At 56.1% G+C, this 12,665-nt stretch carries 12 protein-coding genes; 5 read left to right on the forward strand and 7 right to left on the reverse strand.

What is annotated here, in order from left to right; genetic code table 11:
* Nucleotides 1-146 precede the first annotated feature (146 nt).
* Nucleotides 147-458: an MGMT family protein gene (locus ACK13D_RS11605; RefSeq protein WP_010255882.1), complete on the forward strand. Its 312-nt coding sequence runs from the start codon at nucleotides 147-149 to the stop codon at nucleotides 456-458.
* A 39-nt stretch (nucleotides 459-497) separates the two neighbouring features.
* Here the strand turns inward: ACK13D_RS11605 and ACK13D_RS11610 are convergent, their stop codons facing one another.
* Nucleotides 498-1,055: a YbaY family lipoprotein gene (locus ACK13D_RS11610; protein ID WP_010255881.1), complete on the reverse strand. Its 558-nt coding sequence runs from the start codon at nucleotides 1,053-1,055 to the stop codon at nucleotides 498-500.
* A 190-nt stretch (nucleotides 1,056-1,245) separates the two neighbouring features.
* Between ACK13D_RS11610 and tesB the strand changes: the two genes are divergently transcribed.
* Nucleotides 1,246-2,109: an acyl-CoA thioesterase II gene (gene tesB, locus ACK13D_RS11615; protein ID WP_033785426.1), complete on the forward strand. Its 864-nt coding sequence runs from the start codon at nucleotides 1,246-1,248 to the stop codon at nucleotides 2,107-2,109.
* A 49-nt stretch (nucleotides 2,110-2,158) separates the two neighbouring features.
* Here the strand turns inward: tesB and amtB are convergent, their stop codons facing one another.
* From amtB to ACK13D_RS11640, 5 genes are all read right to left on the reverse strand, one after another.
* Complete coding sequence (amtB, locus tag ACK13D_RS11620) at nucleotides 2,159-3,445, reverse strand: ammonium transporter AmtB (RefSeq protein ID WP_010255877.1); 1,287 nt, start codon at nucleotides 3,443-3,445, stop codon at nucleotides 2,159-2,161.
* A gap of 34 nt (nucleotides 3,446-3,479) precedes the next feature.
* Nucleotides 3,480-3,818 carry a P-II family nitrogen regulator gene (gene glnK / locus ACK13D_RS11625; RefSeq protein WP_003850469.1) on the reverse strand — a complete coding sequence of 113 codons (339 nt, stop codon included), beginning with the start codon at nucleotides 3,816-3,818 and terminating at the stop codon, nucleotides 3,480-3,482.
* Between the two features lie 257 nt (nucleotides 3,819-4,075).
* Nucleotides 4,076-5,851, reverse strand: a complete 1,776-nt coding sequence (locus ACK13D_RS11630; RefSeq protein WP_010671215.1) for a SmdB family multidrug efflux ABC transporter permease/ATP-binding protein — start codon at nucleotides 5,849-5,851, stop codon at nucleotides 4,076-4,078.
* The gene (locus ACK13D_RS11635; protein WP_010255867.1) at nucleotides 5,844-7,613 is read right to left on the reverse strand and encodes a SmdA family multidrug ABC transporter permease/ATP-binding protein; all 1,770 of its coding nucleotides are present in this window, start codon (nucleotides 7,611-7,613) and stop codon (nucleotides 5,844-5,846) included. Before ACK13D_RS11635 ends, ACK13D_RS11630 begins: the two co-directional genes overlap by 8 nt.
* Before the next feature lie 24 nt (nucleotides 7,614-7,637).
* Nucleotides 7,638-8,099 (reverse strand): Lrp/AsnC family transcriptional regulator, encoded by a 462-nt coding sequence (locus ACK13D_RS11640; RefSeq protein ID WP_031592177.1) that lies wholly within the window; start codon nucleotides 8,097-8,099, stop codon nucleotides 7,638-7,640.
* Between the two features lie 117 nt (nucleotides 8,100-8,216).
* Here ACK13D_RS11640 and ACK13D_RS11645 point away from each other — a divergent pair, with 117 nt between their 5' ends.
* Entirely contained in the window at nucleotides 8,217-9,251 is a 1,035-nt protein-coding gene (locus ACK13D_RS11645; RefSeq protein ID WP_010255863.1) for a PLP-dependent cysteine synthase family protein, read from the forward strand.
* A 34-nt stretch (nucleotides 9,252-9,285) separates the two neighbouring features.
* Here ACK13D_RS11645 and cof read toward each other — a convergent pair whose 3' ends face one another.
* A complete protein-coding gene (cof, locus tag ACK13D_RS11650) occupies nucleotides 9,286-10,107 on the reverse strand; it encodes an HMP-PP phosphatase (RefSeq protein WP_033779652.1) in 822 nt (273 codons plus the stop codon).
* 92 nt (nucleotides 10,108-10,199) lie between these two features.
* On the opposite strand from cof, the gene ACK13D_RS11655 reads away from it, so the two are divergent.
* On the forward strand, nucleotides 10,200-11,918 hold the full coding sequence (locus ACK13D_RS11655) for an SgrR family transcriptional regulator (protein WP_346450337.1): 1,719 nt from the start codon (nucleotides 10,200-10,202) through the stop codon (nucleotides 11,916-11,918).
* A 41-nt stretch (nucleotides 11,919-11,959) separates the two neighbouring features.
* Nucleotides 11,960-12,655, forward strand: a complete 696-nt coding sequence (queC, locus tag ACK13D_RS11660; protein WP_031592184.1) for a 7-cyano-7-deazaguanine synthase QueC — start codon at nucleotides 11,960-11,962, stop codon at nucleotides 12,653-12,655.
* The last annotated feature ends 10 nt before the right edge of the window (nucleotides 12,656-12,665 follow it).

Here is a 12,665-nt window from a genome sequence, read left to right on the forward strand (position 1 = left end):
GAGCGGGGGCATTATCTGGGAAGGAGGTGGCAATTGCAAGCGTAGTCGGGACAACCGTTGTTTTCTTGAACAACCACCGCTTTTACGCTTTCTCCGCCTTTTCCCCGTGCTAAAGTTAAAACCCTTTTTCCTGATGAAATAAGTACATGAATCAGCCAGACACTTTCCAGCAACGCATCTGGCAAATTGTTGCCGCTATTCCGGCTGGCCGCGTCACCACCTATGGCGATGTGGCGCTACTGGCCGGTTCTCCGCGCGCGGCGCGTCAGGTTGGTGGCGTGCTGAGTCGCTTACCCGAGGGCACTACCCTTCCCTGGCATCGCGTCGTAAACCGACACGGCACAATTTCTCTTCAGGGTGACCGTCTGTTGCGGCAGCGGGATGCACTGGAGGCGGAAGGCATAGAGGTGAGTGATGATGGACAGCTCGATCTCGAGGCTTATCGCTGGCGAGTTTAGACAGGGTAAAAAGGGCGACAATGTCGCCCCGAAATGAGTTTACAGACGGGTTGGAGCAGGAACCGCAGCAGACGGCGTCACCTGAGTCGGTGAGGTCGAAGGAACGGTGGTCGCTGCGCCCGGCTGGGTTGGCATCGCCATAGACGGTACCGGTACCAGCAGCAGCTCTGCTTTGGTGCCACCCTGGTTAATCACTGGCTTCACGCCTTCAGTGATAAAGGCCAGTTTACCGTCGATTGAGATAGCTGCGCTTAACAGAATGCGTGCATCAGGCTTGATGTCGGCTGGGTTAAACGGCAGCACGAACTGGAACGGTGCCTGTTTGCCTTCGGTACGCACCACGCGCTGCGACAGCACTTTTGAGGGTGCATCGGCGACGGACGCATCAGAGAGCGTCACGGTTAATACTGCATCCGGCGGCAGCGCAATGCGCTGGCGGATAAAGACTGAACCACTTACGTTAGGCTGCGCAATCGCCGCCGTCTGTCCTGCAACCGCAGAACCCAGAGTTGGCGTTGGCACGGGTTTACTCTTGTCGGCGCATCCTACAACAGCAACCGCCATAACTACTCCACTGAACACATGCCTGAGTTTCATTGATGTCGTCTCCATTTGATCAAAATGATTGTCGGCAGCGAATCCTGCTTACAGCGCTTCACTCGCCGTATGTCCTTAATGTTGGCACAAAAATGAAATTTTGCCTGGCACCGACAATCCAGAAAGTCTGATTGACGTCAACTGGTCCGATCTTTCACACTGAGCAGGTCACTATATTGAGGAATGCGCCATGAGTCAGGCACTGCAAAATCTGCTGAATTTATTAAATCTGGAAAAACTGGAAGAGGGTTTATATCGCGGCCAGAGCGAAGATATTGGCCTTCGTCAGGTGTTTGGCGGTCAGGTGGTGGGTCAGGCGCTGTATGCCGCAAAGCAAACCGTGGCGGAAGATCGCATTATTCACTCTTTTCACAGCTATTTTTTGCGGCCCGGCGATAGTCAGAAAGCGATTATTTATGATGTTGAAACGCTGCGAGATGGCAAAAGTTTCAGTGCACGTAGGGTCAGTGCCATTCAGAATGGGCAGCCGATTTTTTATATGACCGCCTCGTTCCAGTCACCGGAAAGCGGCTTTGAACATCAGAATCCGATGCCACAGGTGGCGGGGCCAGAGAATCTGTTAACTGAACAGGCGATGGCGCAGAAAATGGCGCATCTGCTGCCAGAAAAGCTACGTGAAAAATTCATTGCTGAGCGTCCGCTGGAGATCCGCCCGATACAGATTCACAATCCTCTTCGGGGCCATGTGGATAAGCCGGAGCGCCAGGTCTGGATCCGCGCCACCGGCCCACTGCCCGACGACTTACGTATCCATCAGTATCTGCTCGGCTATGCTTCCGATCTCAATTTCCTGCCGGTCGCGCTCCAGCCGCACGGCAAAGGCTTTTTAGAGCCGGACATGCAGGTCGCCACTATCGACCACTCAATGTGGTTCCACCGCCCGTTCGACTTCAGTGAATGGCTGCTCTATAGCGTAGTCAGTACTTCGGCGTCAGGCGCACGGGGTTTTGTCCGGGGCGAGTTCTACAATCAGAAGGGTGTGCTGGTGGCCTCAACGGTTCAGGAAGGGGTCATGCGTCAGCGCAGCGAATAAAAAAAGGGGCGATTACTCGCCCCCGATTGATCTTTTCACTGCCCATCCATTACTGGTTGTAAGCATTCTCGCCGTGGCTGTTTACATCCAGACCTTCACGCTCATGCTCTTCCGGAACGCGCAGACCGACAATCAAATCAGCCAGCTTGAAGCCGATGAAGGCGACAACGCCCGACCAGACGATAGTCAGGCCCACGCTGAAGAGCTGTACCCAAACCTGATGGCCCATGGTGACACCCTCTGCGTAGCCTACGCCGCCCAGTGAAGAGGAGGCAAACACGCCAGTCAGGATACAGCCGACAATGCCGCACACGCCATGCACGCCGAACACATCGCAGGGATCATCCACGCGCAGCCATTTTTTCAGGGTGGTCACGCCCCACAGTCCCGCCAGTCCGCCAACCAGGCCGATAATTAATGCACCGCCGACGCCGACATAACCACAGGCAGGCGTAATCGCTACCAGCCCGGCAATAAAGCCTGAACAGGCACCCAGCAGCGAAGGCTTACCACGTACCGCCCACTCGCCAAAGGTCCATGACAACACGGCGCCCGCTGTTGCGACAACGGTGTTCAGGAAGGCCAGCGCCGCGATTTCGTTTGCTGCAGAAGCAGAACCGGCGTTGAAACCGAACCAGCCGACATACAGAATGGCGGTGCCGGTGAATACCATTGGCAGGTTGTGTGGTTTGAAGGCCTCTTTACCAAAGCCGGCACGTTTGCCCACCAGATAAGCGCCCACCAGACCGGCGACAGCGGCGTTAATATGCACCACGGTGCCGCCAGCAAAGTCCAGCGCGCCATCCTGTGCCAGGAAACCGCCAGCCCACACCATGTGCGCGATAGGCAGGTAAGCCAGGGTCAGCCAGACGCCGACAAAAATCAGTACGGCAGAGAAACGGATGCGTTCTGCGATAGCACCGACAATCAGGCCCACCGTGATACAGGCAAACGAGGCCTGGAACGCGACATGAATATATTGATAGAAGCTGCCCATGACGGCGGTCAGCTGAATGTTTTTCAGCATCACCCAGTTAAAGCTGCCAAAGAAGGCGTTGCCTTCACTGAACGCCAGTGAATAGCCGTAAACCATCCACAATACGCAGACCAGTGAGAAGGTGACGGCAACCTGAGTCAGCATCGACAGCACGTTTTTACCGCGAATCAAACCACCATAAAACAGCGCGATACCTGGAATTGACATAAACAGCACCAGCGCGGTGCAAATCATCATAAATGCGTTATCAGCCTTGTCCGCAACGGCAGGCGCAGCCATTGCGAGTGAGGGTAACAGTGCCAGGCTGGTGAGGCCCAACTTAGCGAAAATTTTATTCATTTTTATTCCATCCCATCACAGTACTGAGTCTTTATTACAGAGCGGCTTCGTCGGTCTCGCCGGTACGAATACGGATGACGCGCTGCAGTTCAGCCACGAAAATTTTACCGTCGCCAATTTTGCCGGTGTAAGCTGCTTTACTGATGACATCCACCACTTCGTCTAACTGATCGTCGGCAATAGCGATATCAATTTTGACCTTAGGCAGGAAGTTCACGCTGTACTCTGCGCCACGATAAAGCTCTGCATGGCCCTTCTGACGGCCAAAACCTTTCACTTCGGAGACGGTCAGTCCCTGAATGCCGATAGAGGATAAAGCTTCACGTACATCCTCCAGCTTGAATGGCTTAATTACGACGGTAACCAGCTTCATTGGATCCCCTCCAGCGAGTAAATAGGTAACGTTTACGGACACGCAGGGATATAAGCAAAGCCTGTGCCAGAGTGTGAAAATGACGGTAATCCGTTGTTCAGGCGAGACGCGACAAGGGATGCTTTAAAGAGGATGGGAAACAGAGAGGCCGTACAGGGGTAATTGCAGCGGAGGGCTGCACTCCTTTGGTGCTTCAGGCGTCAAAGGAGTGCATTTATACAGATTAATCTGATAAAGGTGCGCAAAAAAGGTGCAACTCAGCCTTCAGTTGTTACAGCGACGCCCGATACCAGATCTTCACCTGCCTGCTGCAGCTGATACATCTGCCAGTAACGTCCCTGCATCGCCAGCAGTTGCTGATGCGTACCCTGCTCAACCACACGACCACGATGCAGCACCAGAATCTTGTCTGCTTCAATAATCGTTGAGAGGCGGTGAGCAATCACCACCAGCGTGCTGTGCTGGCGCAGCGTCTCAAGCGTCTGCTGAATGGCCTGCTCGGTGCCGGAATCAATATTGGCCGTCGCTTCGTCGAGGATCAGTATCTGCGGCAGATCAACCAGCACCCGGGCCAGTGCCAGCAGCTGCTTCTGCCCGACCGACAGATTATTGCCCTGCTCGCCCAGCCGGGTATGTATTCCCTCCGGCAACGCATGCGCCAGCGGAGCCAGCTGCACCTGTTCCAGCACCGTCCAGACGGCCTCTTCGCTGATGTCGCGTCCCAGCCGCACATTCGCCAGCAGCGTATCGGCCAGCACCACCGGATCCTGCTGCACCATCGCGATACCGCGCCGCAGCACGGCATGGCTCAGGTCGCTAATGGGTCGATCATCAATGCGGATCTCGCCGCGCGTCACCGGGTAGTAACCCATTAACAGGTTCGCCAGCGTGCTTTTACCGCTGCCGGTATGTCCCACCAGCGCCACAAACTCGCGTGGGGCAACCTCAAGATTGATATCACTGAGCACATCGCGGTTTTCACGGTAGGCAAAGCTCAGATTGTTCAGGGTGATACGACCTGAAGCCAGCGGTTGTTGATCGGCACCATACTGCTGCTGTGCAGCATCCATCAGTTCGAAAATACGCTCACCTGAAACTACCGCCTGCTGCAGCATCGATTGCTGAGTGGTCAGCTCAATCAGCGGCTCATTCAGACGCCCCAGATAGGTAATAAAGGCATAGAGTACCCCCACTTCAAACACGCCAGGCATCGAGAAACTAAACAGGATTAGCAGCCCACACAACACCATCGCTGAAAACAGACTCAACAGCGGACGCAGCAGAAAACCATCCAGACGCAGCGTTTCCATTCGCGCCAGATAGTGAGAGCGGCTCGCTTCGCCCATTCGCTCACCAAATCGCGCCTGCTGACGAAACTGCTGGATCACGCTCATACCGCTGATGACTTCGTTAAAGCCATTATTGATGTCTGCCAGATAGCTGCGAACCCGACGGGCAATGGGCGTGCTGTAACGCTGATAGATGAACATCACCACCAGTACCAGCGGGAAGATCATCATCGCCACCAGCGCCATGCGCCAGTCAAGGCTGAACATCGCCACCATCATGGCGCCGACCAGTGCGGCACTGCGCAACACGGTTGAAACCACCGTGACGTAGAGATCGCGGATCACTTCGGTGTCGTTAGTCACGCGTGAAATAATCTGCCCGACCGGCTGGGTATCAAAGGCACTCAGCGGCTGACAGAGTGCGGCATTCATCACGTCACTGCGTAACCGCTGTACCACACCGATAGCGGCTCGGTTAAACAACAGCGCCTGCCAGTAGTGCAGCCCGGCGGCCAGCAGCTGAAGCAGGATAAAACTGACCACCAGTCCTGCGACCACTCCCCAGGGCATCTGATGTTTCGCCACCAGGTTGTCGATAAAATAGCTGACCAGAACCGGTCCGGTCACTTCCGCCGCGGCAGCGATCCACAGCATCCCTACCGCCAGCGACAGGGATTTGCGCCACGGCTTACCGTAGCTCAGCAGACGCTTCAGGGTAGGCCACAAGCGTGCAGACTTAGCCATGCGGCACTCCTTTCTCATTTTCATCATCATCCAGCGCCGCTTCCAGTTGCTGGTAACGGTACATGTCCCGATACCAGCCAGCACTGCCGGTCAGCGCATCGTGGTCGCCCCGCTGCGCCACTCTGCCCTGCTGCAGGACCAGGATTTCACTGGCTTCCGTCAGTGCCGATAAGCGGTGCGCGCTGATAATCAGCGTGCGTCCCTGCCCCCAGATGCGCAGGTTATGCAGGATTTCGTGTTCGGTACGGCCATCGACCGCGGAAAGCGCGTCGTCCAGAATCAGGATTTCCGCATTCAGCAGCAGCGCCCGGGCAATCGAAAGACGCTGCTTCTGCCCACCCGACAGCATCACACCGCGCTCCCCGACTTCCGTTTCATAGCCCTGCGGCAAACGCAGGATATCGTCATGAACGCAGGCCAGCGTGGCGGCATGCTCAATCTCCTGCTGGGTTGCGCCCGGTTTCCCCAGCGCAATATTGTTCGCCACGCTGTCTGAGAACAGGAACGGTGTCTGGCTGACCACGGCCAGACGGCTGCGCCAGCTATCCAGCCGCAACTGCGGCAGCGGGATCTGGTGATAACGGATGTCGCCCTGCTGAATATCAAAGTGGCGCTGAATCAGGCTAAGCAGCGTGCTTTTGCCACTGCCGGTTGGTCCGCACAGCCCCAGCATCTCGCCGGGTTTCAGCTGGAAGCTGACATCGCTTAAGACCGGACCCACGCTGGCCGGATAGTTAAAGGCACGAATCGCGACCTGCAGCGTGCCCGGTTCAGATGGCAGTGACTTATCGCCATCTTCCACCGCTGGCGCTTCCGCCAGCAGCGCGCCGATGCGGCTCCAGGCGGCGCTGCCGCGTTCAACAATATTAAACATCCACGCCAGCGCCAGCATCGGCCAGATCATCAGGCCGAGATACATCACAAAGCTGGTGAGCTGCCCCAGCGTCATCTCTCCATGCCAGACCAGCCAGCTGCCGCCACCAATCGCCAGCAGGTTTGAGAAGCCGATAGCGATATAGATAGTGGGATCGAAACGGGCATCGACCCGCGCCACGCGCAGGTTTTTTTCACCGGTATCGCGGGCGATATCGGAAAATTGCTGCGACTGATGCTGTTCAAGGCCAAAGGATTTAATCATCCGGATGCTGGTCAGGCTCTCCTGCGTCTGATCGTTGAGACTGGAGAAGGCGGCCTGTGCCAGCTTAAAGCGATGGTGCAGTTGATTACCGTAGCGATGGATCACGATGGCCATAATGGGCATCGGCACCAGCGCAAGCAGCGTCAGCTGCCAGCTGATCTGCGTGCTCATTACCAGCAGCACCACGCAGCCCATGACCAGCGAGTCGACCAGCGTCAGAACCCCTTCCCCGGCCGCAAACACCACCCGATCCACGTCGTTGGTGGCGCGCGCAATCAGGTCGCCGGTGCGGTGACGCAGATAAAATGCCGGTTGCTGACGACTCAGCTGGCGATAGAAATCTTCGCGCAGCTCAACCGCCAGCTGGTAGGAGGCACCAAACAGCAGCACGCGCCAGACATAGCGCAGCAGATAGACCACCACCGCCGTTGCCAGCATGATCCCAATCCACATCATGATGCGGCTGGTGCTCATGTTGTCACGCGTCACGCCATCGACAATCACCCCGACCACATGCGGTGGCAGCAGCTGCAGAATAGCAATAACAATCAGCAGGAGGACCGCGCCCAGATAGCGCCGCCACTCCCGCAGAAAATACCAACTTAATTGACTGAATAATCGCACAACGCTGCTCTCAATCTCAGGCCCTCAGGGGGCGACAGGTAAAGCCGTGGTGTATTTAATCTCTTCCATGGCGAAGCTGGATGTCACATCAATCAGGCCGGGCACCCCATTCACTACTCGCTTGTAGAAAGCATCATAGCTTTTCATGTCGGCCACCTGAATGCGCAGCAGGTAATCATACTCGCCTGCCATACGGTAAAAGGCCATTACCTCCGGCATGCTGCTCACCACCGAGACAAATGCCTGATACCAGTCGCGGCTGTGCTGCTGCGTTTTAACAAACATAAACGCCGTCAGTGACAGTCCGATTTTATCTCCATCCAGCAACGCCACCCGTGCGCGAATAATGCCATCATCTTCAAGCTTTTTCAGGCGCTTCCAGCAGGGTGTGGTGGTGAGGTTGACGGCATCCGCCAGCGCCTGCAGCGACAGCGTGCAGTCATGCTGCAGCAGTGAGAGCAATTTAAGGTCAGTTTTATCTAACATTCGCGGCTCCGGGAGAATCATTTTCTCCATTACCGCCATTTTAGCGGTAATTGTGCAATCTCTTTTTCCTGCACGTGCCATAAAATAGCCGCATCACTTATTTACCGGACGCCTGAGATGCACACCTGCTGGATTCGCCACGCTATCAACGAAATTAACGCTGATTTTCAACGATCGGCTGAGACCCATTTGATCCGTTTCGATCTGGCGGACTTTCCCGGTATCTGGTTCTATCTGAAAGATGAAAGTACCCATCCCAGTGGCAGTCTTAAACACCGGCTGGCACGATCCCTGTTCCTCTACGGCCTCTCCAACGGCTGGATTAAACAGGATACGCCGATTATCGAAGCCTCGTCAGGCAGCACTGCCGTTTCTGAGGCGTACTTCGCAAGGCTGCTGGGTCTGCCCTTTATTGCGGTGATGCCGGCGAGCACAGCGAAGCGTAAAATTGAGCAGATCACCTTTTATGGCGGACAGTGCCATTTTGTTGAAGATCCCTGCCAGCTCTATGCTGAATCTGAACGGCTGGCGCGGGAGCTCAATGGCCATTTTATGGATCAGTTTACCTATGCTGAACGTGCCACCGACTGGCGCGGCAATAACAATATTGCAGAGAGCATTTTCCGTCAGATGGAGCATGAACCTTATCCGATTCCCCATACGATAATCATGAGTGCGGGCACCGGCGGCACCTCAGCCACGCTGGGCCGCTATATCCGTTATCAGGGACTGGAAACCAAACTGCTGGTGGTTGATCCGCAGCATTCGGTGTTTTTTGATTACTGGCAGCAGCGTGATGCTACCCTGACCAGCGCGCGCGGCAGCATGATCGAAGGAATTGGCCGTCCGCGAGTGGAGCCGTCGTTTATGCCTGACGTGATCGACGAAATGATCAAAGTGCCGGATGGTGCAACGCTGGCCGCCATGCTGAAACTGGAAAAGATTCTGGGACGCAAGCCTGGCGCCTCTACCGGCACCAATTTCTGGGGCATGATGCAGGTGGCAAAACGCCTACGGGCAGCGAATCAGCAGGGAGCGCTGGTGACACTGCTGTGCGACAGCGGCGAACGTTATCCCGATAGCTACTATCAGCCTGAGTGGGTGGCAAAACATATTGGCGATATCACGCCATGGCAGCGCGAGCTGGAATAAAAAACCGGACATCCTGTCCGGTTCACGGCAATCCTCAGCATTCGGGGGAATACGCGAGGTCGGGTGTTGCCAGCCAGTGATTTAAATAGTGAGACACCGCCTGTGTCTCGCAATGCCCTAATACCGGCAGATGCGGTAGCGCGGCTTTCAGCTGCGCCATCGCATTGCCCATGATAAAACCCTGTCCGGCCTGCGCCAGCATCTCGCGATCGTTCATCGCATCACCAAACGCCATACACTCCGCCATGGTCAGCGACAGATGGTCACATAACAGTGCCAGCGCGCTGCCTTTATTACAGCTGGCGGGTAACACCTCCAGACAATCCACGGCAGAGAAGCAGATGTTAGCCTGCTCGCCCAGTGCGGCATCCAGCTCTGTTTTTAGCTGACAGAGGCGCTGATGCTGATCGATAAAGCAGATTTTTGTCACCTGATGCGCGGGCAATCTTTTAAGATCGCACAGCTGATAGCCAAATCCGCTGATCTGATGGGCCACCAGCAGTTCAGGCTGTGGGTGATCGGTAAACCACCCCTGATCGTTGAAAACATGCAGGGTGGCGTGCGTATCCCAGCGGCGGTGGATCACCTCTTCGGCGACCGAAGAGGGCAGATCACGCGCAAAGATCAGATTGCCCTGCCTGTCGTGTACACGGGTACCATTACCGGTAATCAGCCACGCGGGCAGTGTCATTTTTTCCCGTAAGATCTGCATCTCCAGCAGATGGCGGCCCGTCGCTAGCGCCAGATTAACGCCACGCAGATGCAACGCCTGCAGGCTATCCAGCGTCTGCTGACCCAGCTGATGATCCGGCAGCAATAATGTGCCATCCATATCGAACGCGGCTAAACGCACCATGATTTACCTCCTGCTGAAAGATGAACTCCACTATTGCCTGTTAATTGCGGAACTAATAGTGAATACTTTTAAAAAACTGTTCCGGGTTTAACATGCGCCAGCTTAACCGTCTTAATCAGTTCCAGCGTCTGTGGCAGCAGAGTCAGGGCGCCCCACAGCAAACCTGCGTGGCGGAGATGGCCCGCCACTGTATCTGCAGCGAGCGTCATCTGCGCACGTTGCTGTCACAGTGGCAGCATGCAGGCTGGCTCAGCTGGCGCGGCGAGCCTGGCCGTGGCAAACAGGGACAGATAGTATTTCTGCGCTCACCTGAACAATTACGGCAGCAGTTGCTGCAACAACAGCTCGACGCCGGAGACGCCGCTGAGGCCTTGCAGCTGCTGGATCTGCCGCCGGAAAGGCTAATCAATATGCTGCGGCCATTAATGGGTGGACAGTGGCAGAACGATACGCCGGTTCTGCGCATCCCCTACTATCGTCCGATGGAGAGCACAGAGCCGCGCCAGATTACTGGTCGGGCCGAACAGCACCTGGCTCGCCAGATCTATTCCGGTCTGACCCGCTTTGAGCAGGATGAGCCGGTCGGCGATCTGGCGCATCACTGGCAATATGACGAGGCGTCATCTGGCTGGTTATTCTGGTTACGACCTCAGCTGATGTGGCACAACGACGAGCCTCTGCAGGCCGCACAACTGGTGGCGCAGTTCCACCAGCTGTTGCGGGATAGGCGCGTCAGTGTGTTGCTGGCCGATGTGGTCAGCGTGGATGCGCCCCATCCGCTTGCGGTGCGTTTCGTACTGCGACGCCCTGATTTCTGGCTGCCCCATCGGCTCGCCCACTTGTTGTGCCTGCTGCCCCATCCCATCGATCCCGCCACGGGCAGCGGGCCGTGGAAACTCAGGCACTTCAGCACCGAACTGGTCAGGATTGAAAGTCACGCGCGCTGGCATCTGCAGCGTCCTCTGCTGCAGGCGGTGGAGTACTGGATTACCCCTCAGCTGTTTGATCCCGCTCTCGGCAGCAGCTGTCGTCATCCGGTGCAGATTGCGATAGGCGATGCCACAGAGCTCAGGACGCTGCAACCGGTCAGCAGCAGTATCAGCCTCGGCTTCTGTTATCTGGTCTGCCGGCCGCGAGCCGGATTTACCGCTGATCAGGCGCGCACGCTTTTCCAGCTGATCCAGCAAAGCGGCATTGTCAGCCGGTTGCCTCTGGATGAGGGACTCATCACTCCCAGTAAAGAGTTGTTACCTGGCTGGAGTGTGCCGCTGATTGATGCTGTCAGGGTTCCCTTACCGGCAACCCTGACGCTGCATTATCAGTTGCCGGTTGAGCTGCATCAGATGTCACAGGCGCTGGTTGCACTGTTAAAACAGCACGGCTGCACCCTGAAGGTAGTTTTTCATCCGGTAAAAAACTGGCACGGCATCGACCCGCTTGATGAGGCAGATATCGTGATGGGCGACAGACTGATTGGTGATGCGCCGGTCTTTACGCTGGCCAGCTGGTTGCAGACTGACCCGCTATGGCGGCCGCTGTGGCCCGCGCCGCAGGGCGAAGAGATTCAGGCGCAACTGCTGGCTATCCAGCAAATTGCTGACGACGAAACCCGTGCCCGCACGCTGCATCAGCTTTATCATCAGCTGATGACGGGCGGCATCCTGCTGCCACTTTTCAATTATCGCTATCAAATCTACGCGCCGCCGGGCGTTGAAGGGATTGAACTGAATACGCTGGGCTGGTTCGATTTCAGCCGCGCATGGATCCCGCCGCCCATTGATCTGCCATGCAGCTGTTCAGCGGCGGACTGAGGCATTACCATAAGCGCAAAATTAATTATCAGGAAAACACCATGAAACGCGCTGTTGTAGTTTTCAGCGGTGGACAAGACTCCACTACCTGCCTGATTCAGGCCTTAGAGCAATATGATGATGTTCATTGCGTCACTTTCGACTATGGACAACGCCATCGGGAAGAGATCGATGTGGCCCGCGACCTGGCGATTAAATTGGGCGCGCGCGCGCATAAAGTGCTGGATGTCACCATGCTGAACGAACTCGCCGTCAGCAGCCTGACGCGGGATAACATTCCGGTGCCGGCTTATAATCCCGAGGCCAGTGGATTACCCAGTACGTTTGTGCCGGGACGCAATATTCTCTTTCTGACGCTGGCCTCGGTTTACGCTTATCAGGTCGAAGCGGAAGCGGTGATCACTGGCGTCTGTGAGACCGATTTCTCCGGCTATCCCGATTGTCGCGATGAGTTTGTCAAAGCGCTGAACCATGCGGTGTCGCTTGGCATGGCGCGCGATGTTCGTTTTGAGACGCCGCTAATGTGGCTCAATAAAGCGGAAACCTGGGCGCTGGCGGATTACTGGCAGCAACTTGCGCTGGTACGCGAGCAGACGCTGACCTGCTATAACGGCGTGAAAGGTGACGGATGCGGTGAGTGTGCAGCCTGTCATTTACGGGCCAATGGCCTGCAGGGTTATCTCAACGATCGTGCTGGCGTAATGGCGGCAATGAAAGCAAAAAGCGGCCTTAACTAAGAGTGTCTGA

Source organism: Pantoea sp. K16 (genome assembly GCF_048452805.1).
Lineage (GTDB): Bacteria > Pseudomonadota > Gammaproteobacteria > Enterobacterales > Enterobacteriaceae > Pantoea > Pantoea agglomerans.

Coding starts and splice junctions, on each gene's coding strand:
- glnK (WP_003850469.1), bottom strand. CDS start 3,818: ATGAAGCTGGTTACCGTCGTAATTAAGCCATTCAAGCTGGAGGATGTA.
- ACK13D_RS11610 (WP_010255881.1), bottom strand. CDS start 1,055: ATGAAACTCAGGCATGTGTTCAGTGGAGTAGTTATGGCGGTTGCTGTT.
- ACK13D_RS11630 (WP_010671215.1), bottom strand. CDS start 5,851: ATGGCTAAGTCTGCACGCTTGTGGCCTACCCTGAAGCGTCTGCTGAGC.
- cof (WP_033779652.1), bottom strand. CDS start 10,107: ATGGTGCGTTTAGCCGCGTTCGATATGGATGGCACATTATTGCTGCCG.
- ACK13D_RS11605 (WP_010255882.1), top strand. CDS start 147: ATGAATCAGCCAGACACTTTCCAGCAACGCATCTGGCAAATTGTTGCC.
- ACK13D_RS11655 (WP_346450337.1), top strand. CDS start 10,200: ATGCGCCAGCTTAACCGTCTTAATCAGTTCCAGCGTCTGTGGCAGCAG.
- queC (WP_031592184.1), top strand. CDS start 11,960: ATGAAACGCGCTGTTGTAGTTTTCAGCGGTGGACAAGACTCCACTACC.
- amtB (WP_010255877.1), bottom strand. CDS start 3,445: ATGAATAAAATTTTCGCTAAGTTGGGCCTCACCAGCCTGGCACTGTTA.
- ACK13D_RS11640 (WP_031592177.1), bottom strand. CDS start 8,099: ATGTTAGATAAAACTGACCTTAAATTGCTCTCACTGCTGCAGCATGAC.
- tesB (WP_033785426.1), top strand. CDS start 1,246: ATGAGTCAGGCACTGCAAAATCTGCTGAATTTATTAAATCTGGAAAAA.
- ACK13D_RS11645 (WP_010255863.1), top strand. CDS start 8,217: ATGCACACCTGCTGGATTCGCCACGCTATCAACGAAATTAACGCTGAT.